Source organism: Leptospira biflexa serovar Patoc strain 'Patoc 1 (Paris)' (assembly GCF_000017685.1).
Taxonomy (GTDB): domain Bacteria; phylum Spirochaetota; class Leptospiria; order Leptospirales; family Leptospiraceae; genus Leptospira_A; species Leptospira_A biflexa.
The window spans coordinates 1,018,014-1,044,536 of the sequence record NC_010602.1; the positions used below are offsets into that span (position 1 = coordinate 1,018,014).

Here is a 26,523-nt window from a genome sequence, read left to right on the forward strand (position 1 = left end):
GTAACAAAACTGGAATCAAATTGGAAAATAGATTTTGTAAACTATTCTCATGTTGTTGCACATTCCAGGGCCCGCTCTCGCTTCGGAAGAGAGACTTGCTCGGCCTTCCCTTTGGAAGTATCGTTATCCATTATTTGCCTTCGCTCTCCTTGGAATTTTGGGCCTTTACCAGCTAGCAGTTGTTCTATTGCTTTCCAAATCTCATACCCATATCGCAAAACCTTTTGTGGGGGACTCCATTTCTAACCCATACCAAAATTGGAATGGGGAAGCGGGAGAAAAAATATCACTCCATGCCCATTCCGATGAAGTTTGGTTCACTCCTGAACGACATACAGTGAATGAAATTGTCAGTGAATACAAAAAGGAAGGGTTTGCCAACGTCGCCATTACCGACTATGGACAAATTTCAAATACCGAAGATCCAAATTATATCCGAGGGATGGAATGGGGACAAAATGTCAAAAAAAGACATATCCTTGCGATTGGGATCCAAAAAGCGTTTTATGATTTTTTTCCAATTTATGCCTCTAGGGAAAATTTAAATTGGGTGATGGATCGTATGAAACAATTAGGAGGGTATGTAATTTTACCTCATCCAAAATTGTTCGATTCCTATTCCAAAGAAGAAATGTTAGCTCTCGAAGGATACCAAGCTGTGGAAGTATACTCTCCGTTTGGTGATGATACGAAAATCTTAGACAGTCTCCTAAGTGTCGGAAAAAACGTTCACTGCATGGCAAGTGATGACTTACATTATTTTCCAGAAAAAATCATACAAAATTTTGACCAACCATTTTGGAAAGATTGGATCCAAACTCTTGGCCACCAACGTGGTCGTAAGGGTGAAAGTTTTTTACGTTATATTGTTACAAACGCTGGAGCGAAAGATCAAGTCACCGTATTGCAGGCGTTAAATTCAGGTTTCTTTTTTTGTGTGAAAAAATTCTTCCAAGGTGCGGACGATCCTAAAGTCCCAGATATCCATGTGAACGCTAAAAATCAAATCCAGGTGAATTCCACCGAACGGTATTTGGAAATTCGTTTCATTGGAAAATTGGGAGAAGTGTTACAAATCAGTCCCGACACCAATTCTGCTACTTACCAAATCTTAGAAACAGATCCTTATGTGCGAGTGGAACTCATCGCATTGACTGGATCCATTGTTTCAAACGCGATCGTGCGAAGCGATTCCAACGAATAACGGATCCAAGTAATCTCTATCACAATCGTTTGGATTCCAAAACCCAAGGGAAACGTTTCATTTTTTCCCTTGAGTCATATTCAGAAGTATCATTTAAACGAGAGATTCTGTGCGGAACCGTCAAACGCATCAAAGTAAACCTTCGATGTTTCTTCGTATTGTTTGACCGTGCCGAGTGTTGGCTGGCCTGCTATGGAGTCATTGAGTGCCACGTAGGTTCTGTTGAAGGCTTCATCGACTGACATAAAATCAGTCCCACCGACTGTTGGGCTTGGGTAATCCGCTGGGACTTGGTCTGCATTGAGTTGGTCTGTCACATACCCATTGATATTAAAGATTCCATACGATAGTTTGGCACCGGCAAAACTCGCAGCAGGTAAGCTGCAGATGGTCTCGGCTTTTGTCGCTGCCGTGGTGAACGTCGCCTTCGCTGTTGTTAGGAAAGGGGAATCAAACTTTTGCATATAGGCGAGTACATAATAGATATTATCGCCAGAGGAACCTTGTGCATTATGGCATAAAGTTTTCAATTGGTCTAATGTTGCTGCTCCCGCGGGATTGATTTCTTTTAATTTTGTAAAACTCAAACGAACCACAGATCGAAAACAAAGTTGTCTTCCTGAGTCCACCTCGGTTAAAACCACACGTCCATGTTTACTGATCCATGAAGCATTTTCTGGTCCGTTGCGCCAAGTGTAGGTTTGGAACTTGGTTCCATACACAGATTCATTACCCGTATAACTTTCTGTGATCACATCACCTACGTTTGCAAATTGAGGGTTTCCAAAATCAACGAGCCTATAGTAAACAAGGGCTCCATCATTTCCAAGAGTGGAGTTTGGATCATCAAAAAACAATTGTAAGGAAGGAGTGGAAGCTCCTGTTTTTTTGATCTCAAAAAAATGATTAAAATTTTTGGTACCAGTGTAAGCTGTGGAAGCAATATTATTCGTTGGTGTATTGATTTTAATCGTTAGTGTTGCGGAACCAAATCCACTCAGATTGATATTGGTAAGGACGTCACTTCTAGCTTCACTTGGATTGTTGAAGTATCCTGCATTTTTAATCGCGAGGATCAAACTATCGATGATGCCTGAGTTTCCTCTCGCCCAAGTGGCCGATTGTCTCACAAAACCCCAGTTATCGGCACTGGTTGCGGACCAAAGTTTTTCTGTTCCGAATCCAATCTGGATGGATTCACTCAACATCTCTTTTAAGATTGTTTGGGCGGATTTTCTTGTTTGGTTGTGGAAGTCGGAAAATTGAATGCTTACACTCAAAAATAAAATGAGAAGAAGGATCTTTTTCATGGTCTACTCCGCAATCCCTTTCGGGATACAAATGGTAAATCCTGATTTGGGTCCCGAACAACCAGCGGCTTGGTTGTAACCCCAAACCGAGAGTAACAGTGCATTCAAGACATCCTTATCTTTGTTATCATCTTTTTCAAATAAGGAACAGGATACCAAGGAACCGAAGAGAAAAATGGTGAGGAGTTTGGAAAGGTTGGCTCTCATACCTTATATAACAAAAGGTATGAGGAGTTTTTGCAAGAAAATTAACGGGAAAGGATTTCGTACTCCCACTCAGTGACTAAACTCTCTTCGATGGGAGAGGTCAAAGTCGGAGGAGGCGTTAGGGAACGTGCTAAGGTTTTTGTGCCAGTCACAGCTGGAGGCAACAGTCGGTAAAAGGAATCTTCCTTTTTCCCACGGAGTTGGTATTCTTTCCATTCATCCCTTGTCACAAAGGCACGGATCCGATCTTTGGATGGGCTTGGGGAAGCCTTTAACGAGATACGTTTGTCCGGGATGGTCACCCGTTCCCCTTTTTTTACAAAATTATCATTTTGCATTTGGTTTGGGAAAAGCAGGACTGGTTCCCCTTTTTGGTTCTCTGGGACGAGGACAACATAAACATAATTGTCTTCAGTGGTTTCGATTTCAAAACGAATCGGTTCTCCAGCCACATAGGTGGATTTGAGAGAATTGATTTTGACCTGGGAAGAAGAACTTGCACCCGTATGGGAGAGGGCAAGGTAGATATTTTTTTTGTCTAAGTAACTTAAAAAATCAGAAACCAGTGTTTTGGAAAGCGATTCCGGTAGGGCGTTTCGGTATTCCAATGTTTCGTGTAACACATCCACAAAGGAAATCAGCGCCTGTCCATCTTCTGTAGAAACCAAAACCAATTTATCAACTTGTGTGAGCGATTGGAGATTGGCTTTTGTTTCGATTGTGGCATCACCACGTTTGTCAAACTCCCAAGTCCTGATTTCCGAATCTGGAAACGTGGCAGTCACTTGGCCACGACTTGTGGATTGGATTTGTTCTTTGATAAAATCACGTAAGGCTCTACTTTCTTCCGTGGAAGGGTAGGCTTCCACTGCGATTTTGTACACCGGAGTTGTGCCAATTCGATCCGCAGAAAAGACAGACAGACTGGCTACAGAAAAAATTACCAAAAAACGTTTCATGATTAACCTTGGCCTTTGTAGTCGTTCATGATTTGATCATTTTTTTCATACTGTTCTTTGATGCGTTGGTAGTTTTCTTCTTTGATGGCTTTGAACTGCTCAAAGATATGCATTTTTTCTTTTACAAATTCATCTAAGATTTGTTTTTTCAGTTGTTTGCCAGAAACGACAACCTCTTCATTTTCACCAACTAAGGTTTGTTTGCCTTTTTTGTCAGGGCTAACCGCGACGGTCCCTTCGTTGACATAAACACCGGTTTCCACATCTTTCAATTCTTCGTCCTCTCCACCTTGGTTTGGTGTTGCCACAAGGAATTCGGTTCCCCGAACCCCTGCCACAAAACTAGGATTGACTACACTGAGTTCAGTGTCGCTTGGACCACCACCTGGTGGTTTGTGTGCTTTCACAAATAATTTTCCACCAACTAAGTTGAGAGTGGTGGACTTGGTTTTAGGATTGAGTAAGTCGTCGATGCGGATGGAAGAAAATTTTGAGAGCCGGATGGTGGCTTGTGTTGCCAATTGGATTTCGCAAGTTCCATCTTCGGAAGTGATGGTGTCGCCTTTTTTTAGGACACTCCCTAATCTCACTGGTTCTTTTGCTTTTTTAAAACGAGGTCCAGAAATGTAATTGTTTCCTTGGATGAAACTAACCACTCCCACTTCATCAGCAAATACAGTCGTGGCGGTAAAGATAAACAAAAAGAAAGGAATCAAACGGATCATGCCACTTTTATAAGGCACGAGCGTTCACTTACAAGCCAAAAAACAGAAAAAAAAATCAAAAAAATCCCTACAAATCTAAAAATTTAGAACCAATATCATTTCTGACCACCTATCTCTTGATATGTGGCGACTCTCCTGGGTTTGGTTCTTCCTTTGTTATTTTGGAATATGTTCCTTGTCTGCAAGTGAATTATTCCTTTGGGAGGATTGCCTTTGGGTGGGCCTCGAACGAAACGCCCAACTGAAATTGGAAAAAACAAAGTCAGGATTATTCCCAATATTACTCAGTGAAAAGTGGAAACAATACCTACCTAAATTAGGAGTTCATTATTTTGGAATTTTCTCAAGGAACCAAGAACAATTGGATCAGGAATACCGGGATGTCCGATTACAAATCCAACAGTTATTGTATGATGGAGGAGAAATCGAAAGGGACAAACAAAAAATAGAAATCAAACAACTCATCCAATCAGAAGAAAAAAAGATCTTACGAGAAAAAATCATCCAAAACATTTCGCTTGCTTATTTGAATTTAAACAAACGGATCCTCATTGATTCAATCTATGACTTAAGATTGGAACGATACCAGCTGGAAAAAAAGAAATCAGACTTAGAAATCCAAACCAATTTACTCTCTCCCAATGAATTCAAATCCCAAAAACAATGGGAAGTGGAGTTTCTGGCCAAACGTTTCCACACACAAGCGGCGAAGGAATCTTCTCTCTTGGAACTCAAACAATCGATGTTCCTTGCTCCCAATGAAAGTTTGGTTTTGGAGCCGGGAATCACGGAACGAATTCAAATTTTTGAACCAACAAACGCACCCATTGAAGTGGATGAAAACCATCCCGTTCGGAAAAAAAATCGATTACAAATCGAACTCAGTAATTTGGAAGAAGAGTCCTTAAAAAACGATTGGAAACCAAAACTCGTATTAGGTGGTTATTTTGGAAGGAATGGTAATAATGGATTCCCTTTACAAAATGAAATTTATGGTGTGAGTTTAGGTTTCCAGGCAAACTTAGGTGGATCTAGTTTTGTATCCAATACACAAAACGGTTTCCAATCGGAAGGGAATGGAATCCAGAGGATTCCTGGTTATGGCCCACAGGCTGTAGGCCCTGGTGAAAATGCATTCCAAAGTGGATCGATTGGACTTTTTGATGAAGTGGGTCGTGATAAAAAACGTTTCGATTCTCAATTGTCGCAATTCCAAATCCATTCCGAAAAAGAACAAACGGAACTTTTCCTGAGAAATACTTCTAAATCCATTGAAGTGAGATTAAGGGAAGAATATTCAAAATACTCATTGTATTTGGATTATGTTCAGTCTGCATTCCATTCTCTCAAACAGAAACGAGAGGAAAAAAAACTAAATCTCATTTCAGACCTTGAATATTTGAGAGTGGAAGAAGAAGTTTTTATCGCCTTAGAGAAAAGTATCGAACATTATTTTAATTATATTTCAACTGCTTTCGAATTGGTGATCCTTTTGGGAGAGGATCCTTTTCGAAATCGATACTACCAAGTACATCATTCCAAATACAAAAGTATGTTCACAGAACTCCTCTTCGATTGGAAAGAACTGACCCCAAAAGAAAATTTACAACCCAGAGGACCAAAGAAACAAAAATTAACCCCTTTCTTTTTGGAGGAATGAAATGAAATCCGCACCATGGACAATTTGTATTGTTGGGATTTATTTTCTTTTGCATTGCCATTCTAAAATGGGAACGTCGCAAGATTGGTTGAGTTTATTTGTGAATGAAGACTCCCCCAAAGTGATTTCGTTTACTCCCAGTTCGGGGAGTGACCATGTCTCACCCAAAACAGAAATTTCCATTCTTTGGAGCCAACCCATGGAAATCCAATCTTGTGTTTCTGCGTTTTCATTGGAACCGAATACGAGAGGTAACTTTGAAACCACAGACCTTTCCTTAAAATTTTTTCCCAATGAAGAGTTATCTCCTATCGGATATATGATCCGGTTGTCCAAACAATGTGAAAATAAAAAAGGAAAAGACTTAGACCGAGTTTATTCCATTCCCTTTTCTGTCAAACTTGGTCCAACACTCCCGCCCCCATATATAGAATCCTTTTTGATCTCCATTGGGAACACCGAAGAATGTTTGTCAGGTGGACAGATAGCGGATCGAATTTTGGGTGAAGTGGATTCGGCATGTTTAGGGAATCCTGAGCCTTCTCCGATGACAATACGTTTCTCAAAACCAATGGACCAAAGGGAAGTACAGTTAGGATTACGTTTAGAGCCATATGGATCTTTCCATTTAGAGTGGACGGATCCAAACCAAGTCCAAATCCGATTCGATGAATTTTTAGAAAGCCAAACGCGTTACCAATTGATTCTATCTTCTGGAATTTCTGCCCTGGATGGTTCAAAAATACAAAACCCCGTTTCCTTAGATTTTTTTATAGGGGAAGGGCCAAGGCCACCAGAGGTGATTGGATTTGGATTAGCTTCCCAAAACTGTGGTTTAGGGATCCAAGAACTTGGATCTATGACAGGTGCTAGATGGGATTCTATTTCCTGCTTTTGGAGTAGAGGTCTTGCTATCTTAAGTCCACATGACTACAAATTTCGAGGTGGGGACAATGGTTCTGGTGAGAGTGGAAGTCCAAACGCTTGTGCAGATGTCTCAACCGATAATTTTAAACTCTTTTTTGACCAATATGTGGATCCAATTTCTGTGATTTCGTCGAGTCGATTGACAAAAATTTCACCACCAACAAGTAATATCCGTTTGGCGACATGGGAATGGGGGCACTGCCAAAACACTTTTCCGTATGGGTGCCGAGAGATCACGTATTCCTTTGCTGAAAGTGAAGCCAGTTGTAATGGTTCAGTTTTTGGGAACAATACCACTGGAGGCGATTTTAATTTAGCATCTTCTATACTCGCCCCTAATTTTTATCCGTATTATGAATTCCGACTTGATGCAGAGGTCCGTTCTGTCACTGGAAAACGTATGGCCTCTCCTTTTGTGATCCAAATGGAGGCTAAATGAAATTTAACCTCCTTCTTGTTTTCCTTTTTTTTGTTTCCTGCTCCCTCTTTCGCGAAACGGTGGGTTATCAAAAATATCCAATCCCCGATGGGAAAAAGATTCTTTTGGTGCCCACGGTTTCCTCCTTTTATGCAGACCAATATCTATTGGAAAAAGAAATCATACATCAGATCACAGAAGAATTAGAACGTTTTGGATACTATGTCATTATAAGAGATGAAATCCATGAATTCAAAAAATATCCCGAATCCAATGACCATCTAGGCCGGCTACAATCCAATCTATCACCTAACGATGGTAAAAATGATTCGAGATTATCCTACTGGTATGGGATCGCCGAAGGTTTGGATATCCCATACGTAGTATTTTTACGTTTCCCACAAACAACAAAAAGGGAAGGGATCATGGTGCGTTTGACTTGGACAGAGTTAAAACTTAGGCAATCAGAACGATTTGATTGGGATTGGATTCCAAACTCTCCGCTTCCGTTTTTACAATCCAAGGAATCATTATGATGAAAATAACCCAATCGGAATTATGGAATGTAATTTGTCTTTTTGGAATTTGTTTTGTTTTGAGTTGCCATAAAGCGGAAATAGATGACCCAAAAGAATACCAAATTGTAAAAAATGCATACCAGTCTGGTCATTTGACAGTCGTCCAAGCGATTTTGATGGATCGCAAAAAAGAAAGAGAGCTTACCACTGAAGAGACCAAATTATACTTTAAGTCTTTATTTTATTTGAGTGAATGGCGGGAATTTTTCCATGAATGGGATCTTTTGGAAGCAAAACCCAAAGAATTGATCTTCTATTATTTTAAAGCCATTCTACTTTCAAAAGACAAAAGAGTAGTCAATTTGGCAGAAGAAAATGCTCTTTTAGAATTACTTCCCATATCACCTGAGGCTTGTTTGTTGTATTTACAATGGAATGGCCCAAAATTAAAACCCAACCAAAAAAAAATATTTTTGGCCCAGTTAAAACAGTTCCAAACCTTGATTCATAGAATGGATCAGGAGTTGGAACTAAGGTAATGAAAATACAATTCGAACAAACAAAGTTTATGGAATCGATTTCAATTGGTTATCATTTGTGGAAAGAATTCAGAACCAAAGATTGGTTTTATCTTTCATTGTACACGCTGATTTATTTTACCCATTGTTTCTTTTTTTGGGATCAGATGTCGGTGATGAATACAAATTTAGAGTCGGAATTGATGGCACGGAATGGAGTTGTCTATTTTTGGCAACTTTACCCGTTTCAAATCATCCCAGTTTATGTTGTATCGTTTTTATTTGTATTGGTTTCGGCTGGCGTCTTGATTGTTTTTTTAAAATTAAAAAACATTCGAATGAAATTTCTTCTTCTGCCGCTGATTCGAAAACAATTCCAACTCTTCTTTTACATTCTATCTTTGTTATATATTGGGAATTTATGCCTAGGTTATTTCCATGATTCCGAAGTGTACATAATTTTAATTTTGTGTTTTTGGTTTGGACTTTATATTTATTTTGTCAAAGGAAATGTGAATTTATTCAATCAAATGATTCGAATGGATTCGAATCATCCCTCCTCCCTCTCAAAAGGGATTGGTTATTTGATTCCGATTCTTTGGTCGATTTGTATCATTTGTCTGGTAAGAATATGAAAAAAAAATTCTTATCCTATCTGAAATCAAAAAGTAAAGCTCTTGGTATCATTTTGCTTATATATGTGACTCTCTCGTATCTTTTTACAATGTTTTCCAATGAAAGCATACGTAATCGATTCCGATCTCTTTCATACGTATTGTATCAAAATTTTTGGATCGAGAACGACCAAAATGTATATGCAATTGGAAACCAAAAAGAAAAACCAATCTTTTCAAAACCAATTTTAAAACAAGTTTTGGTTTCGATGGAATTTCCAGCAACAGTCGAAGCGACCAAGGAATTACAATTACAAAGTAAACAATCCGGTAGGATTCAAAAAATCCATGTCACAGAAGGGCAATCAGTCAAAAAAGGGCAACTATTAGTCGAGTTGGATGATGAACTACTACGATTGGAAGGTGAAAAATTGTCGATTTCGCTTGAAGTCACAAAGGCAAACCAAGTGATCAGTTTTCAGAAATGGAAACAGGCAGAAAAACTAATCGAAGTTAAAGTCCGTGAGATCGATAAAAAAACCGAAATGTTGGAGATAGCAGAATCCGAGTGGGAAATGGCTAAGGATATCAAGGAGAAAAAAGAAATTTTATGGAAACAAGGATACATATCTTTATCAGAACTAGACAAATGGAAGTTTGATGAAGAAAATAAACATGCAATTTACAAAAATATAAAACGTGATCGAGATAGTTTATTATCAGTCTTGAATTTAAATTTTGATTTAGAAGAACCAAACTTGCCTACGAAACTGAAACTTTGGAAAGAACAGAACACCATCATTGAAAGAACCGAATATGAATTGAGTCTCACAAATACAAAAATCCTAGAAAACCAAATAAAATTTAACAAACAAATGATTTCGGAATCAAAACTATTCGCTCCCAAAGCCGGGACGATACTGAAAGTTCATTTAAAAGAAGGGGAAATATCCAATCACCTAACTCTATTGAGTTTGATCGAAAATGGTGATCTTTCGATTTTGTTTCAAATAGGTGAGTCGGATTTAAAGTTAATCCAACCGGGGAAAAGAGTAGAATTCAAACCGAGTCTAGATGGTATGCCTGTCGCATTCGGCAAAATAGATACAGTCAGTGGTTATTTAGAATCCAGAACTCATGGAATCGGAGTCAAGGTCAAATTATTCAAAAACCAACATTCTCTTATGACTGGAATGTTTGGAGTTGCGAAAGTGGATACCGACACTTCCAAAGATTTGTTGTTAGTTCCAAAAGATTCAGTGTTTGGTGATGGAGTATCAGGATTTTTTCTTTTTCTAAAAAAAGGAGAAACGATTCAAAAACGTTTTATACAATGCAAATCTTATAATGAAAAAGATATGGAAGTGATGAGTGGACTAAACTCTGAGGATTTGTTTCAAGTTAACGTAAAATGAATCTTATTGATCCAATAGTTCGGTTTTATCTCAGTCACAATCGTTTGTGTTGGGTCGGATTGATATTTATTTTTATGGCAGTATTTTTCCGATTGGATCGATTGAAGGTTCAATTATTACCGAATCTCACTCCACTCAAATATTTTGTCACCACTCCATTTCCAAATCATTCGGCAGAAGATGTTGATCTTACATTAAGTTTACCGATGTCAAATAGGATCTCATCTGTTAATTCTGTTAAAGGATTGAAGACCAATTCAGTTCACGGAAAATCCACTATCGAAATTGAATTACAATTGGGAGCTCCCATTTTGGAATTTAAAGAGGAACTGTACCAGTTGTTATCTGAAATTAGAGATGAGTTACCAAATGGAGTTGGGGTCCCTAAAGTGATGGTAGGGAGTGAATTTCGAAATCCCTTTTTTGAATTTACAGTGAATCCAAATTTGATTCGAAACAAGTCTCAAATTTCTGCTTCTATCGATCAGTTGCGATACAAAATTGAAAGAATTTCGGGTGTGATAGAAGTAATTCAAATCGGAGATCTTAAACCTTCTCTCCTTGTTTCGTTCAATGAATCGAAACTCAATTTACTCCCATTGAAAGTAAGGGACCTCGAATATCAAATCACAGCGGGATTACAAACTGGATCCCTTGGAAAACTTTTGGAAGTAAACCAAGATGTAGAAATTAAATTTGATTCGGAAATTAAGTCTTTGGCAGAACTTCAAAAATTTCCGATCCATCTAGGAGATGGGAAATGGATTCCGATCGAAGATATAGCAGATGTTTCCTTGGCAACATTGCCTTCTGATCAAATCATTGGAACCAATGGAGAAGGGACAGTTTATTTTGGAGTGTTAGTGGATCCAACAAAAGATCCTCTAAAAATTTCGAATCAAATCCTGCATATTTTAAAGGAAAATCAATCATCTCTCCACCCCAAAGTATTTTATGATTCCTCAAGAGAATTAAAATCTCAAATCAATCAATTCGTTTTCTTTTTGATTATCAGTCTATTTTCTGCATTGGTTTTTTCTTATCTTTCTTATAAAGAATGGTTACCTGTGATTTGTTTGTTTGTCTCAGTTATTTTTTCACTTGTTTACTTTTTTCATTTTTTAGTTTTTTTTTCCTTATCCATTAATCTATTAAGTTTGAGTGGGATTTCTGTTGGGATCGGTATGTTGTTTGATGCCAATAATTTAATTTATTATTCCATACAATCGAGTTGGAAAGATCAGAAAGATAAGTTGGTTGCGGTTTCGCATGGAATTCGCCATGTGATCATATCTTTGTTTTCATCAGGATTCACGACCATGGTTGTGATCTTTCCTTTGTTGTTTTATGTTCACGAATGGCAGGATTTTTTTTATGACATTGGGCTTAGTATTGTACTTTTGGTATTTTCATCCTTGCTAACATCCGTTACAGTTGTTCCTTTGTTTGTTTTTACATTTGCCGCAAAAGTATCAAATAAAAGTGCAAGTGAGTCTCCTACATTATTCATTTGGAATGGTAATACAAAGTGGAAGATGAGTAAAAAAGGATCATTCATATTCTTTCTCTTGTTCGGTATTTATATTTTCCATTCCATCGGATGGGATTCCAAAAAATTTCAAATTTTTCCAAAACCAAATTCAATAGGCAAAATGGTTCAATTCACACCGAAAGTGAGACTTGGTATGAATGAAGAGCGTTTTTTTATCCAAGAAATACGAAATAAATTCAAAAAACTTGATCATAACCTGGATGTTTTGATTTTACCTATCCTTTCGGATGGAGGATCCATTCCTCACCAATACGCCATTCCTTTCCTCATCAAATGGTTTAGTGATGGGAATTCAAACATTGAATTAGATCTTTCGGAATCCATTGATCCCACTCGTTGGAATTTACAATGGATGGATCTTCCCTCAGAATTGTTTTTATCGTTACCATTTGTTCCGTATGATTCCGTTGTGGTCTCTCATGACGATCTGGAAAATTTAATCCATTGGGAGAAGGAATTCCAATCGTTGTCCGAACGAATGGCAGAGGGAAGATTTGCTTTTTTACCAAGTCCTATTACGTTGAAAACCTGGAAATCCATTCCTTTTTTAAACTCTGAACTATCACCCGATTTGGATGATTTGAAGCTGAGAGTGTCACTAACAAATGTTCCAAATTACATTGGTATGGTGGGTATTCAAAACCCAATGCCTTTATATTTTGAATTCAAAAACATGAATCGGTTGCAGTCCAATCAAACTTCGAACCTACTTCCAAACTTCAAATCAGCTTCAAAAGAATCAATTTTTCCTGATACCTTATTTCAAATGGAAGAAAAACAAAGTTATTCGGAGTTTAGAAGAGAATCAGGTAGGTTTTATTTGGAATGGATAGGGGATTGGGATATAAAATCTCAACTCACTCAACTGCATCAGAATGGATTTCATTATGTTATCCGATCCGAAAAGAAAGAGATGATTTCATTTTTTCTAATACTTATGATTTTACTTGTATGTTCATTTTTATTTATCTATTTAACATTGGTTGGAATCTTTGAGTCTTTTTTTCGACCAGCAGTCTATCTAATGATGAGCATATTGTATTCGTTTGTCGTTATCTCTTTTTTGTTTTTATTTGTTTCACAAATTCATTTCGGCCATTACATGGGTCTTGTTGTTTTGATTGGACTTTCATTGGATAGTATTTCTTTGTTTGGCGAGAGATGGGAAGAGACTAAGAAACTTCATAATATTTCTGATAGAATCAATCACATATTTAATTGGATGAAAAAACCTGTGATTCTAAATGCAGGTAGCACTTTTTTTGGATTGCTCCCTGTTGTAATGATTTCATTCCCAGGTTCGGAGTTTGTTCGAGCCATCGCAGTGACAATTTGTATTGGAATTCTAGTTTCCGCCTATTTTGTATTCAAGATTTATCCAATTGTATTCTCAAAGTATTTGAATGCCCGTGTGTAATGTATGAGTTTTCCCTTTGTTAAGAGAATGAAATACCAGTTGTTTATGGTATTTGGATTGATTGTTTTAATTTCAATTCTAAAAATCAGAGAAATCAAGTTAGGCGATGCTAAGGTTATGGAAGATGTTGAAACTTTAGTCATCACTCAGAATTGGCCCAGCAAAACAGCCAGACAAATCGAAGAAAATGTAACCAAACCATGGGAAATGATCCTTAAATCTGTTGACGGTTATTTGGAATTAAAATCGATTTCTGATCATGGAAATTTAGCACTCTACTTAACGTTGAGTCCAGAATTTCCCAAAGAAGAATTACTCCAATCAGTTCGAAATGTGTACATTCTAAATCAAAACAAGTTTCCTCGAGACATTCATTTTCCCCGATTTGTTTATGATAAAGATAAAGAATTTCATTTCATTCTTCTGAAAAAGGTAAAGTCTGATCGGACTTCATCCCTTTCTGATTTGGAACAAAGGATCAAAGACATTGATTATGTGACGAAATTTGTATACCAACCCGAATTTGAGAGGGAAATACAAATCAAAGTGGACCATCTATCCTTATTACAATCATCACAACCAACAATGGTTCAAATTTACCAGTCCATACGTCGTCATTTTGAAGGTGTGAGAATGGATACAAGTCGTGAGGAGTATTTTGTTACGGACTACCCTATCAAACCAATGGAGTGGGGGAAAATCCAAATTCAATTTGGAAATTTCGGAAAAGTTTCACTCGGACAAATTGCTAGAGTGGAAGTGGAGCAAGTTGATGCAAAAAAAAATACAAGAGTGAATGGGAAAAGTTTCGAATCCATCCTCATCCATACCGACAGCGGATTTAGACAATTGTTATTAGAATTGAAGTTAGTTGGGATACTAAAAAGTTTTCCAGATTGGGAAATTGTTTTTTCCTCCCAAGAGGAATTATTCACAAACACTGTTGAATTGGTTTTCTTTTATCTATTGATCGAATCTTACTTAATGATATACCTAGGTTTGTACAAACGGAAATGGCTCGAAGCTTTCGTTTTCAGTTTTAGTTTTCTTCTATTTCTCATTGTCGTATTTTTTTTCCTTCACTTGTTTCAAATTCCCATCGGTGATTCTGGTTTCGTATTTTTGTTTGTTCTGAAATTATTTTTTCCTTTTGTACGTTTTCAACGTGTTTTATACCATAAGAAACAGATTGGGGGCTTTGTTTTATTATTTTCTGTTTTGGTATGGCTAGAGTGGATTCCCATCTCTATCTTTGTTTTGATTTTTATTTTTTTCAATAGTCTTGCAGTGTATCCTTTCTGTCGGAATTTGATTCTGGTATTTTTGAAACGAAAATGTGTTCTCACCTTAAACTTATCTACGTTCCAAATTTCATTTCTGAATCGAATTTTAAATCCGAAACCAATTTCAAATCCTGGCGCTTTCTTTATGATCTCTGGTCTTGTCCTTTTGTTTTCATTTTTTTATTCAGTGGAGGGCCTTTGGGTTTCGTTTCCCATCACATCCAATCAAAGTAGTATCCAACATGCTCGACTCGAATTTCCTACCTATACTTCGGAATCTGAAATCAATCGAGTCACAAGGCAGGTGGAAGAAGCAATTTTAAGCCAACATTGGACCAAATTACTTGTTGTGACTCAAAAAAATTTTCGTTCCGAGTTTTATTTAAAACTGGCTGAATTGACAAACCCTCAACTATTTTCTACTTTGCCAACGGAAATGGGGTATTTCCATTTTGTAAAAGGTAAAGCAGTCCAAGACACTAACACACTTCGTTTTACAAATCAGGATCCGATTGCATTGGAAGTTTCTATTTTGAAGTTATTACCTTGGCTGAAAAGTAGGAAGGAGATTAAGGAAGTTGTTTTAGGATTTCAAAAAGCGAGTGAAGGATTAAAGTTTCAATCGAATTCAACTCATCGTGTTAAAATGAAAGCAGATGTCGATCCAACCATCAAAGAGTCAAGTTTTCAATTGAATCCAACCGTCGTTGCGAAAATGCCTTTGGAAGAGAAAATAGTCGATGTGAAACTTATGCTCAATAAAACAATTTCAAAAGAGGAGTTTCGGAAACAACCCGTACCAACAAGAAACGGGAGTTTGGTATTTCTCGATTCTTTTCGAAATTTTTCTTCCATTAAAAATTTTGGGAGGATCTATCATAAAAATACTGAGACAAGTATGGAAATTTTGATCAAAGGAGAATCGCTCCCATGGGAAACAATTGAGGATGGGATTCGAAATTTTCTAAAAAACGATGAGACAGAGTATGCAGAACGTACTGAAACGAAATCAGGAGAACCACACTTTAGATTGGTGTTTTTTGTTATCCTCGTATCCGTTTTGTTCTTTCGGAAACAATATTACAAAGAGTATGTATCTTTTGTAATCACGATCACTTTTATATGGAAATTCCAATCGATTCTTTTTACAAGAGACTATCTTCAATTGGGTATGGTAATCTTAGTTTATCTATTTTTTAGTTTCACAATTCGAAAGAAAAATCAATGTTTGGCTCATTCAAATACCTTTATCATTGGATCATTATTTCTTTCCTATGTGTATCCTTGGAATGGTGGGGTTTACCTGTTTGAATCAATGTTTTTGATCTTTGCCTTTGGATATTTTTATCAAAAAAGCCTTCATTATCTAAAAAATATTCAAACCAGTTAATCTTTTTTTTACCTCATAGAACGGAGGTTCTTTATGGTAAACGATCGCACTGGTTTTAGAGCCGTATCTATCATCCTTGTTTTAATGTTATTTCTCACGGAAAAGAACGTCTTGGCCCAATCCATCCAAGATTCATGGAACATACCTGAATACAATTCCAATGATTATGCTGATATTTATGCGAATGTCTATTTTTTTGATTCCTTATCCGAGTGGGAGAGTCGGGTGGAAGAAATATTGACCAATGCAATGGTTTCTTGGCAGGAAGAAGCGAATCGTCAGATTGAAGAATTACTCATCAATGAACATGGTGAAGACTTTTATATTTCAAATGAGGGTTATATAGATGAAAGGCGAAGATCTTTCACCTCTGAAGTGGCAGTATTTTACTCTGATTGGGAAAATGATTTGTTAAATGATTATTTTCTCAATCGAACTGCCTTTTTAGAGAAACTTGAGTCAGGGAAAATTGATGCGCTTTACTTCCAAAGATTAGGAAAGGAGTCGATTTACGAAGATTATACGAAAGAAGAAATGTTGTTACACGAGAATAGAGAGAAAATATTACAAGCAGCGGCGGAATGGGAATATTCCTGGGAGAGATCGAAACAAGAAGGCTTGGATTCATTTGCTTCTTCCTTAGAACAATTAGAACAAAATTATTTGTCGTATTTGAATTCGCTCCAAGAAACTGAAAATCAGTTTGTTACTAATTTACAAGCAATCAATGAATATAAGGAAACAGTTTACCTAGCTCTAACGGATATGATCGGTCAAATGAAATCAGGATTGGATTCTTCGTGTGAATTGAGTAGTGGTTGCCAATATAGAAATTATGACGGTAGCTTAAATGAAGCTGGCAAAATATTTTCAAAATTCATTCAGGAAATTTCAGAAGAACTTGTTATGAATGATAAAAATCCGGATCTGATGTTAACTCAGATTGCCTATAAAATGAATGATTTTTTGAAAGATGAATCAAACAAAGCTTTTTCTGAGTATAATTATTTTCAAGATCGAATCTTAACATACCAAACAGGTTTTGATTTAAACCTGAATAATACCAAATCAAAGTTTGATCTTTCCGCTGCGGAATGGATTCTTAGAAATCAAACATACTATGATTTGTCTTCTAGTGTAAAATTTGAAAATTGGACAGCCAATCCAGTTGATGTAGGTATTTTCGCTGGAATTTATGATCCCGAACTCAAATCAATCTTTCAATCCATCCATCATTCAGATTATGATCGTCTGGCGGAAGTTCTGAATGCAAAACTCGGTGAAAGTCGAAAGGTACAAAACATCATTGGTGCCAATTTATATACCGATGCATATCATTTTATCAATAATTTAAACTTACTTGGATTGGGCGTTCCTTTTGATCGTGCTCATCATGTTCAGGGTAATTTAATGTTAGATGGTCATAACAAATATGGGTTTTGGCAGGCAGAAGTCAATCTGACGGTATTAACTCCAGGAACGTATTCTTATCAGATGGGGGCCATTGGGTATTCGGTTCTGTATGAGATGTATGATGAAACCTCACAGCAATCTTCTTTGTATTGGAATTCAAATTTTTCTCAATTAAACAACCAAAGTTTACACTTTGAAAACAAATTGATGCCTGCCATCAGTCATTGGGAAAAAAAAACAAAAGAATATTCTGATTCCTTTGCGACGTGGTCAAATTCAAAGGAGAATTTGATTGAACAAGCGAAGTTGGATTTTCAAACCAATCGAATCCAATTAGAAAATGCAAAGGAAAACTGGGTTCAAAAGTTAGAAGAAGAAGGAAGGAGTGGATGGAAATCATGGAATGAATTGTATCTTGTGGGAGAAATCAGTGAGTCAAAACCAAATCATGTACCAACTCAAATTGAAATGAATCTGTCTCCGATCGGTGACCTGTCCCAACTGAATCATTTTCAATCACTTTCGCAGTTTGATAGCAATGGGATTGAGATCCAAGTGGGAGATAACTCAATTGTTGATCACTTTCAAAAAACCATTTTTGGAGTAAACCAATATGCATCTGTAATTCAAATGAATCATGAGTTGGAAACATTTCAAAAATCGGAACAATCAAAGCTCATCAACCAACTAACTTATGGTTTAAATACGGAACTAATCGGTAATCGAAAATTATCTAAAGAAGAATCCATTTTAATCGGATCGGTTGATTATTCAAAATTGAATACCGAAGAACAAAAAAATTACGGTAAGTGTTATGAAGATCCAAGTTCAGTCATTTGCACTAGTTTACTGAAAAAAGAATTTGATGTCTCAGATCCGAATCAAGGCGGAACAGTCACAATAAGCAAGGAAATTTTCAACGGAATGTTAGGTAGTAGAGATGATAAGGGAGAATACACTGCATCCAAATCAATCATTAGCAAACAAATAGTTCTCGGTTCCATTGGGAAAATACAAAGCAGCGATCGTAAGGATTTTTTTACAGAGTGGACGAATGAAGATTGGGAAACAATACAAAATCGAAAGAATCAGATCGCAAATGATTTTATCAATCAGTCTTTAAAGAATGATCAAAAACAATTGGTTAACAATCTGAAAACCATTGAAAATTTAAATGAAAAAAATTATCAGAACTATTTAGTCAAAAAAGAATCCCAAGAGAATGTCGATTCATTTGTTCAGGAGTTAGCGATTGCTTATTTGACTGGTGGAATGAGTGGAGTAAAAGCTTCTTTGTCTGCCAAAGCTGAATCTGCGATCAATAGTGAACTTGCAAAAACTTGGGTTCGTGCCACTGGGGGAAATGAACAAGACATCCAATTGGTTTCGATGGCAATCGAATTTATGAAAGGTCGGATGAGCGCAAATAAAATCAAGTCGAGAGACAATTTTATTTCTATCAAAAATCCAATCCAATCTTTCGAAAAAGTTATAGGCAAAACTTTGTCTCAAACCCTCCAATCAATGGATAAAATATCGGATGGTTTGATCAGCGTTCCAGTGAATTTAGCATTATCGGGAGTTTTGGCCGTTACAAAAGAGTTAGTAGGTGAGAAAAGATACAATCGTCTTAATGACCAATTCTCTGGTGCCAATAAACGATTGTTGGAAATTAAAAATAATGAAGCACAACTTATTGAAAGTGGTGTTTCACAAACAATTGCTTTAGGAACGGGTGTTCCATTGGAAATGGTATCTAAAATCATTGGTGATAAAAATGGACAAAGGAAAGCAAAAAAAGCAGACAAAGCAATGTCTAAAAATCTGGTATCTGACTTAGGATCACAGATTACCGGAGCCCTCGGTGGCATTGTCAAAACAGCAGTTATGGCTTTAGGAATCCCAGAAGATCAAGTATTCGCAACTATGTCCGATGCACATTCATTGATGAATGCTAAAAATTTGAATCATCACTCTGATGCAGAAATTAATTTTGGTTATACCTTACAGACTCTCGGTTTACAGGCCAATTGGACGAAACACCAAAGTTCATTTGTGGATTTAAAAGATCAAAAATCAGTTGTAACCGAGATAGGAAAAACACTGATCGCAAAGGAAATGGCTAAAAATTCTGGCTTAGATGAATCCTTTATCAAACAAACTTTAGATGGAGTTTCTGCAAAGATTCAAAAGAAAAAATCTGATAGCAAAGCACAAAGTACAGCCATTCGGCAAACAGTTGTCAATGCAGGTTCCATTGCATTAACCTTGGGTGCGAGTGGAGCTTGGAGTAGTGCAAGCAATGCTCTCTCCAAAGTTGGCAAAATGACGAGTGCAGTCACACGCGGAGTACTGCCTGCAACAGCAAAAATAGGACAAGTTGTCTCTTCAACCTTCATACAAACCATAGCTGGAAGTCATGAAGGTCCGAAAGGAGCAGCGGCTGGTTTCTTAAATGGATCACTGGTTGGGCTCACAGACAAATTCGGAAAATTTGAGTCTGGTATGTTCGAAGGGATGAAGCCAGGGATTGGGGTCAGTTACTCAGAGCAAAATGGACTCGGCGGATCAATTGGCATTGGCAATTCAATCAATAATGTCAGTCTCTCAGTTTCCAAAAAGGGAAATACTTCTTTGCAGTTTTCTCAGTCAATTGCAAAAGGCATTCAATTTGCAGCTGATATGACAACAAATGATTCTTTCAAAGTCGGTATGAATTATAATCCATCAGGAGAAGGTCCAAGGAAGGATTGGAATTTTTCAATGATGTATGATTTGAAAGGATCTGGTCTTAGCGGAAGCATTGGGTTTACAGAACCTGAGACTAAACTAGGTCTCACGTCTCATATAGATAAAAATGGAATTTCCACATCATCGGAGTTACATGGTGTAAGTATTGGAACAAATTCAGATGAAGGGTTTCAAATGGATGAATTCAATTTTGTCAATCAAAACATCAATTTATCACAAGATGGTAGTGATTTAGTTGATGCCAATGGAAATACTGTCGAAAACGAAGGTACAAGCCCTCTTGGTGACTTAGTGGGACAGTTAGGTATGGTCGGTGGAGTTTTATTAGGTGGGATGGGTTTACTTAACTTATTGCGTAGCAGAATGAATGGTGGCGGCGGAAATTATTTAGGAGTGGGAAAGGAGATGAGTGCATTCAATTTCCAATCCAACTCAGGCCAGTCTTTTTTCAGTCGCCTACGTGACACAATGAAAAAAGGATTATTTCAGTATGGGGAATCAGTGGCTCGTTATGCAGATGCCTATACTTACACACCAAAAAAATCTTCACAAGCCGATGGGAAATCCCAAGAGAACAAACCTAGTAAAGAAACAGATCGAATCACAAAATTAAAAACAAGTATCATTGATGATTATAAAAAAAATACCAGGCTCGATACAGAGAAAAAACTATATGAATTGAAACAAGCAGGAATCGATACCACAGAAATCGAGGCGGAAATCAAGAAAAAAAGAAACGGGAAAGATGTTCCCATGAGTAAAGCTGTCGAAAAATCTTTAAATGAATACAAACGGTTGCGCGAACAAAGATCGATTCGACCCATTGGTGCCGATGAGGTTGTCTATTTAACTTCTAGTGATGCTCTTGCAAATGTAAAGGTCGCATACGATCCCAAAAAAGAGACGAAACAGGCTTACTTACAACGATTGGGTGATGAAATTTGTGCCGCTTCGAAGGATGTGGATCTATCTACGGACGAGTTGGTCGCCTTACATTCGGCAAACGTGGCCCTACTCCTCGGCGAGAATCTTATGGGTAAGATTAATTATGCTCGATTCAAAAATATTGATGGAAAAAAAGATGTGTCAGCTGTAAACACGGTAGATGCAGATGGATTCCGACAAACAAATGAGACAGATTGTATTCGGTATATAGGAGCTGTTTTGTATGCGGCAGGTCTCACTGATAAAGGAAGTTTTGCGAACTTAAATACTGACGTGTATTTAACTCCAGAGGAAATCGAACAGATGGAAGCAGAATACAAAGCGAAGACCATTCACAGAAACGGAGTGGAATACTTCCGGCAAGCAGGAGGATTTTCGACTTTGGTATCCGAAAGACTGACGACAGAACAGGATTTAAAAACTCATAAGGAAAAAGGGAATCTACCTGAATTGAAAGTCGGTATGATTGGGATCACAAGAAAAATGGAAACGGATTCAGATACATCTAGAACGGCAATGAAATCAGATCATATTTACATTGTGATTGGGAAAAAATTCAATCACGAGTTGGGTGTGAACGAATACTTGATATCAGAATCGAGTTATGGAACAGGGGTGCAAAATCGATGGATTACCAAAGAGACAAATACAGAGATCATTAATAATTTGAAAAAAAAATATAGTGAACAAAAATTATCTACGAAGGAAATTCAGGCCAAGATTTCAGAACTGAAGTTACCCAAAAATAACTCAGACTATTTACTGAGGTCAGAATTCTATGAATTAAAACCACAAGTCGGAGTGAAAAAAGATGAAGTATAAAATGTTCATATTTTTAATTTTAGTTTTCTTTTGTTTTTGCAAAGACAAGGAAATAAACAAAGAAGAAAACGACGATCCATTTTATATATCAGAAAATAAAGAATGTCTCTTAAATTCAAATATTAAAAAAAACTGCTTGAGTATGAAAAGTGAATTTTCCTGCTTTAAAACTTTAGAAGATTTGAGTCATTCAAAAATTGATAAAATTTTCTTTAATCAAAAATGGATGGGAAATGACCAGCAAACAATCTTCTACCAAGTAGATACAAAGGGAAAAATTAAAATTTATGAAGGAGGCCCCGATGTATTACTGGAAGAACGAACCTTGGTTGGTTTAGGGAGATTCTTCATTAAAAATAACCAATGGTATTATGAGCAAAGTTGCTTAAAAGAAAATTGCGAAAATTTTGAATTTCAGGTCTTATATATGGACTGCACTTTGACTACGAATTTAAATGAAATGGAAGTATTGAAATCGATTCAATTCGGAAATCGCAAGTTCATTGAAAGCGACGAAATCGAAAACGACAAAAGTTATAGATTAATTTCATTTATCCAAGAAAAGCCAGTTCCAAACCAAATTTTCAACGGCTTCACCTCCACCAAGGTCCCACCCATACCTTCTCAGTGAAACCTAACCTTGCTTAAACCTTCCAAATGTAGACAAAGTCAGTGCGGTCCGCCCAAGGTAGGGGGAAGTCTAGTTTTTTAAGTTTGATTTCCCCTTGGCGTAAATACTCTCTGATGTCTCTGTCACGAAAGATCGTTTCACTAAAAGCAATTTCACCAGATCCTGTGACTGATTGTATTTTTGCAGTATAGTTGACTGTATTTCCAAAATAATCAATGTTACTGTTTAGATTGACCGCCAAACAGTTGCCAGTGTGGATGGAGATACGGATCCGCACGGGAGTGTGTTGATTTTCGGGATGGAACCATTCTTGCATTTCTTTCGCCGTTTTTAGTGCTTGGAGTGGCGATGAAAAACTTGCCATCACAGCATCTCCGATGGTTTTTACGACCACCCCTCGGAAGTTTTGAATGATTTGATTTGTTTTGATAAAATGTTCTCGAACTTGTAAAAAAGCACCGTGATCTCCTTCCGTCTCATAGAACTTTGTGGAACCAACGATGTCCGTAAAGAGAATGGTTTTCACTCCAATGTCCAATTGTAAATTGGTCGCAATTGCTTCTTCGGAAAATAAATCTCGAAATTCTTGGTAATTAAAAATTTCGGTAGGCCTTAAACTGTCTTGGTCCTCACTTCTTTCTTCGAGGACAATCGTTACATCTTGGTCTGAATCATTTTCGAAAACCAAATTAGGCTTTGGACTCACTTTTATTTCTTCTTCACTTGTTTCTGGTAACCACAAAATATCTGTTTGGTTGTATGATTGTTTAGATTCAACAAGTGTGTATTTTTTTTCACCTTTTTTTCTTAATCGATAAACACCTGAACCAATCAACAAATGGGAAGAAAATGATTTTTTCCCACCAATTTTTTTGGTTAGTAGAATATGTTGTTTTGTTGCAGGTTCAGCTGCACAATACAGTTGCTTTTCGACAATACGAACACTTGGGTGGATATGAAATGTGACTTCAATGGAATTCACACCTGTTGTATCAAAATCAATTTCACATACATCACATTGGTCTTTTGAAGGCATGTCACCTAACTTTGTGAGTGAAGTTCTAACTCCCCGACAATGGGGACAAACAATGTCCCAACTGAGAGTGAAAATCCCAAGTCGGCAACCATGCAGGAATAAATATAAAATTTCATCCGGATCGATATCTAAAATACGGCTAACTTGTTTGATCCGAATTCGATCAAGTGTATTGTCGGAAGATGTTTTGATCCAATCGAAAACTTTTGAAATTGTGTCTTTCGAAATCCCTTTTTGTATTAATATTGGGATTTGTTGGTTTAGTTTTTCTGGATGTATCCACTGAGCATCTGGAATAAAACTGACCTCTTTTGTTGGATTGAATTGAATCTTTGGTTTCCCTCGTTTGATTTCCTGAGTGATTTGATCGAATCCGTTTTGGAATGATTCTTTGAGTTTGGGAAGTGCGATGTTAAAAATTTTTCGAGTGAAAAAATTTCTAGGAATGGCACCTAAATAAACATACACCTTACAACGAGATTCTCCCAATGGTTCTGAAATCATTTTTAGGCGGATATAATGGGCAAAACCTTTTTGGTAAATCCTTGCATTTCCTAATTCTTTTAAGTATTCCCACTCCCACGGGACTTCTTCCCATTCTAGTTGAAAGCCGGCTTGTTTAGTTTTACCAATTAGCTTCCCATCCTTCTCTTCGTATTGGAATTTTGGTAATCCGATCCTCTTGTTGAAAGAAGATGTATCAATGAGATATGGCCAAATCTCTTCTCTGGTGACCGTTAAATCGAACTCCCAAAAACAATCGATGGGTTTTCCTTTGGATTTCCAAGTTTCTTCCCAAGGGTATTTTTGAAGTATAGTATTGAGATCAATCATAATGGCCTAACAATTACCGAGGATTTCCCTCCATTTCCTTTGACTGTTAATTCTTCCTTTGTTTCGGAAATTTTTTCAGCATTGGAAAGTACAGTTTGTACGCCATTGGGGTAAACAAACCTTGGAATTTTGATCACGCATGGTTCCTGTATCGTTGGATCAGAGATCCATTCAAAAATAAACTCACGAGTATCAAGTTGGTACTCCATTTTTGTAGGTGTTCCTTGTGTCATAGCGGCATAGGGACGGCAAAAACCTTCGATCGCACGCCCACCACCACCATAAACATCTGGGTCGGAACCAGGAATCAATTGGTCTTTTGAGAAGATACTGAGGTCTTCTTGGTTCCAACCATCTCCTACCATTAAGTCATTTTCATTTGAAGCTGTGTAATTCCAAAGAGTATTGGATAAAAATAATTTGTCCATCGCATTGTACATAGCATCGAGTGCCATGACATGTCGTTTCCATATTTTTGGTGAATGGTTTCCTTTTTTCCATTCTTTATAAGCCTTCCCACCTTGTAAGTCGAAAGGAATTCCAAATTCACCCACAAGACTTGGGATTTTACCTGGCACGGAATCAGCTGTGTTCTTAATTTTTGTTAGTTGTCGAACATACATAGACTCTATGCCTGATCTTCCGAAGACTGGGCGTTTGGTGAGAGTATCAATTGCGATTGGGTATAAAAAAGTTTTGAAAAGAAGAGTGAGGATGTCGTACCAGTGCGCCGCATTCACAGATAGTTTGGGTACTTCTCCATTCAAATGGGGATGGATGAAGGCATCGGATGCTTCTCTTTCGATGAAAACCATCCAATCACTTCGTATCGCTTGGATGGTTTTACCTACAGTTCTCATAAAAGGAATGAGATAATCCGCATCAAAATCAATTTCCTTTCCATTTACTTTTTGAAAGAAGTCGTTTTTTTCAATGAAAGGAGTGCCATCTTTTGTGATTGTATAAGCACCTTCTAATTGGAACGGATCTCCTGGAGACTCAGGTAACCAAATGGAAACTTGTTTTTGGTTGACGGTTACAGTTTTTGTTGGAACAAATCCTCCTTTCCAAACTTTTAGCGTCAGGTAAGGTAAATCAACCGAATGGCCATGAGAAGAAAACAAAGCATCAATCGGTGACCAAGCAAGACCAGGTTTACTTGGGTCTTCTTCTTTGTTGATTAACCCTCGATCATTCATGGCACGACCAATAAACCCTTTCCCTGGCTCATTTAATGAATCGAATCCTAATACAAAATCAAATTGTTTGACTCTCTCTGCAATTTGAATCATACAACCAAGGTAATGGTCTTGCAGATAGTCTTGTACATTTTTGCCATCGATCAAAAAATGGGGGGCAAAGTCTCGGCCACCAAAAAACAAAGTCCATAAAATGCCATTTCCGGCATAACGATAGTTCTGTGACCAACACATAGTTGGATAATTGTTTTCTTGTCGTATGCCTGGGTTTGAATAATCATAGGCACGTTGCATGACAATGGCTGCATCCGCCTCGGAGAGTTTTTTAAAGTCAATGCCTAGTTTTTCAAAAATCCATCCCGGAGCTCCATCCCCACCAGTCATCCTTGACCATACATCTTGGTGAAAATCGATAAATACGTAAAATCCGTATTCTCCTGCTAGGCGAACAATTTCTGTGAAATAATCCAAATAATCGTCATCATACAAGTTTGGACCTTTGTGTTCTACTGCTTCCCAAGTAGTCAACAATCGTAATACATTAAATCCCCATAATTTCAATCGAGTGAAATGTGTATCTGCTTCTTCTAATGGGAATGGTCGGCCAATAAAACTCACTTCTTTGTGGTCGGAAAAGTCTGTAGGAAATTGGGTCCCACCATTGGGATAAGGAACCTTTGTATCTCCGCCTAAGTTCACACCTCGAAGGATGACTTTTCTACCACTTGGATCTACAAACCATTCGCCTTTTGGAGATAATTTTTTTAATGTCATG

General features: G+C 37.3%; 17 protein-coding genes. 11 read left to right on the forward strand and 6 right to left on the reverse strand.

Features of this window, described 5'->3' with window-relative positions:
- The first annotated feature begins 49 nt into the window (after positions 1-49).
- Entirely contained in the window at positions 50-1,204 is a 1,155-nt protein-coding gene (locus tag LEPBI_RS04825; RefSeq protein ID WP_012387988.1) for a hypothetical protein, read from the forward strand.
- 89 nt (positions 1,205-1,293) lie between these two features.
- Here the strand turns inward: LEPBI_RS04825 and LEPBI_RS04830 are convergent, their stop codons facing one another.
- From LEPBI_RS04830 to LEPBI_RS04845, 4 genes are read right to left on the reverse strand one after another with little or no spacing between them, the layout of a single operon-like run.
- Entirely contained in the window at positions 1,294-2,514 is a 1,221-nt protein-coding gene (locus tag LEPBI_RS04830) for an LIC_12337 family protein (RefSeq protein ID WP_012387989.1), read from the reverse strand.
- Positions 2,515-2,517: 3 nt separating this feature from the next.
- Positions 2,518-2,721, reverse strand: coding sequence for a hypothetical protein (locus tag LEPBI_RS04835; protein ID WP_012387990.1), 204 nt, complete (start codon positions 2,719-2,721; stop codon positions 2,518-2,520).
- 41 nt (positions 2,722-2,762) lie between these two features.
- Positions 2,763-3,680, reverse strand: a complete 918-nt coding sequence (locus tag LEPBI_RS04840) for a DUF4384 domain-containing protein (protein ID WP_012387991.1) — start codon at positions 3,678-3,680, stop codon at positions 2,763-2,765.
- Between the two features lie 2 nt (positions 3,681-3,682).
- Positions 3,683-4,405 (reverse strand): FecR family protein, encoded by a 723-nt coding sequence (locus LEPBI_RS04845; RefSeq protein ID WP_012476181.1) that lies wholly within the window; start codon positions 4,403-4,405, stop codon positions 3,683-3,685.
- Positions 4,406-4,526: 121 nt separating this feature from the next.
- On the opposite strand from LEPBI_RS04845, the gene LEPBI_RS04850 reads away from it, so the two are divergent.
- Genes LEPBI_RS04850 through LEPBI_RS04895 form a run of 10 tightly spaced genes read left to right on the forward strand, consistent with a single transcriptional unit; the run spans position 4,527 to position 22,679 of the window.
- A complete protein-coding gene (locus tag LEPBI_RS04850) occupies positions 4,527-6,065 on the forward strand; it encodes a TolC family protein (RefSeq protein WP_012476182.1) in 1,539 nt (512 codons plus the stop codon).
- A 1-nt stretch (position 6,066) separates the two neighbouring features.
- A complete protein-coding gene (locus LEPBI_RS04855; protein WP_012387994.1) occupies positions 6,067-7,431 on the forward strand; it encodes an Ig-like domain-containing domain in 1,365 nt (454 codons plus the stop codon).
- Positions 7,428-7,946, forward strand: a complete 519-nt coding sequence (locus tag LEPBI_RS04860) for a hypothetical protein (protein WP_012387995.1) — start codon at positions 7,428-7,430, stop codon at positions 7,944-7,946. The genes LEPBI_RS04855 and LEPBI_RS04860 overlap by 4 nt, the downstream gene beginning before the upstream one ends.
- Positions 7,943-8,467: a hypothetical protein gene (locus tag LEPBI_RS04865; RefSeq protein ID WP_012387996.1), complete on the forward strand. Its 525-nt coding sequence runs from the start codon at positions 7,943-7,945 to the stop codon at positions 8,465-8,467. Before LEPBI_RS04860 ends, LEPBI_RS04865 begins: the two co-directional genes overlap by 4 nt.
- Positions 8,467-9,081: a hypothetical protein gene (locus tag LEPBI_RS04870; RefSeq protein WP_012387997.1), complete on the forward strand. Its 615-nt coding sequence runs from the start codon at positions 8,467-8,469 to the stop codon at positions 9,079-9,081. The genes LEPBI_RS04865 and LEPBI_RS04870 overlap by 1 nt, the downstream gene beginning before the upstream one ends.
- The gene (locus LEPBI_RS04875) at positions 9,078-10,475 is read left to right on the forward strand and encodes an efflux RND transporter periplasmic adaptor subunit (protein ID WP_012387998.1); all 1,398 of its coding nucleotides are present in this window, start codon (positions 9,078-9,080) and stop codon (positions 10,473-10,475) included. Before LEPBI_RS04870 ends, LEPBI_RS04875 begins: the two co-directional genes overlap by 4 nt.
- Positions 10,472-13,444 (forward strand): efflux RND transporter permease subunit, encoded by a 2,973-nt coding sequence (locus tag LEPBI_RS04880; RefSeq protein ID WP_012387999.1) that lies wholly within the window; start codon positions 10,472-10,474, stop codon positions 13,442-13,444. Before LEPBI_RS04875 ends, LEPBI_RS04880 begins: the two co-directional genes overlap by 4 nt.
- Positions 13,445-13,471: 27 nt before the next feature.
- A complete protein-coding gene (locus LEPBI_RS04885; protein WP_226992884.1) occupies positions 13,472-16,117 on the forward strand; it encodes an efflux RND transporter permease subunit in 2,646 nt (881 codons plus the stop codon).
- Between the two features lie 33 nt (positions 16,118-16,150).
- Positions 16,151-22,048 (forward strand): TIGR04388 family protein, encoded by a 5,898-nt coding sequence (locus LEPBI_RS04890; RefSeq protein WP_012388001.1) that lies wholly within the window; start codon positions 16,151-16,153, stop codon positions 22,046-22,048.
- Positions 22,038-22,679 (forward strand): hypothetical protein, encoded by a 642-nt coding sequence (locus LEPBI_RS04895; protein WP_012388002.1) that lies wholly within the window; start codon positions 22,038-22,040, stop codon positions 22,677-22,679. The genes LEPBI_RS04890 and LEPBI_RS04895 overlap by 11 nt, the downstream gene beginning before the upstream one ends.
- Positions 22,680-22,692: 13 nt before the next feature.
- On the opposite strand, the gene LEPBI_RS04900 is transcribed toward LEPBI_RS04895, so the two are convergent.
- Both LEPBI_RS04900 and LEPBI_RS04905 read right to left on the reverse strand, forming a co-directional pair.
- On the reverse strand, positions 22,693-24,549 hold the full coding sequence (locus LEPBI_RS04900; protein ID WP_012388003.1) for an adenylate/guanylate cyclase domain-containing protein: 1,857 nt from the start codon (positions 24,547-24,549) through the stop codon (positions 22,693-22,695).
- Positions 24,546-26,522 carry a glycoside hydrolase family 5 protein gene (locus LEPBI_RS04905; protein WP_012388004.1) on the reverse strand — a complete coding sequence of 659 codons (1,977 nt, stop codon included), beginning with the start codon at positions 26,520-26,522 and terminating at the stop codon, positions 24,546-24,548. Before LEPBI_RS04905 ends, LEPBI_RS04900 begins: the two co-directional genes overlap by 4 nt.
- Position 26,523 lies beyond the last annotated feature (1 nt).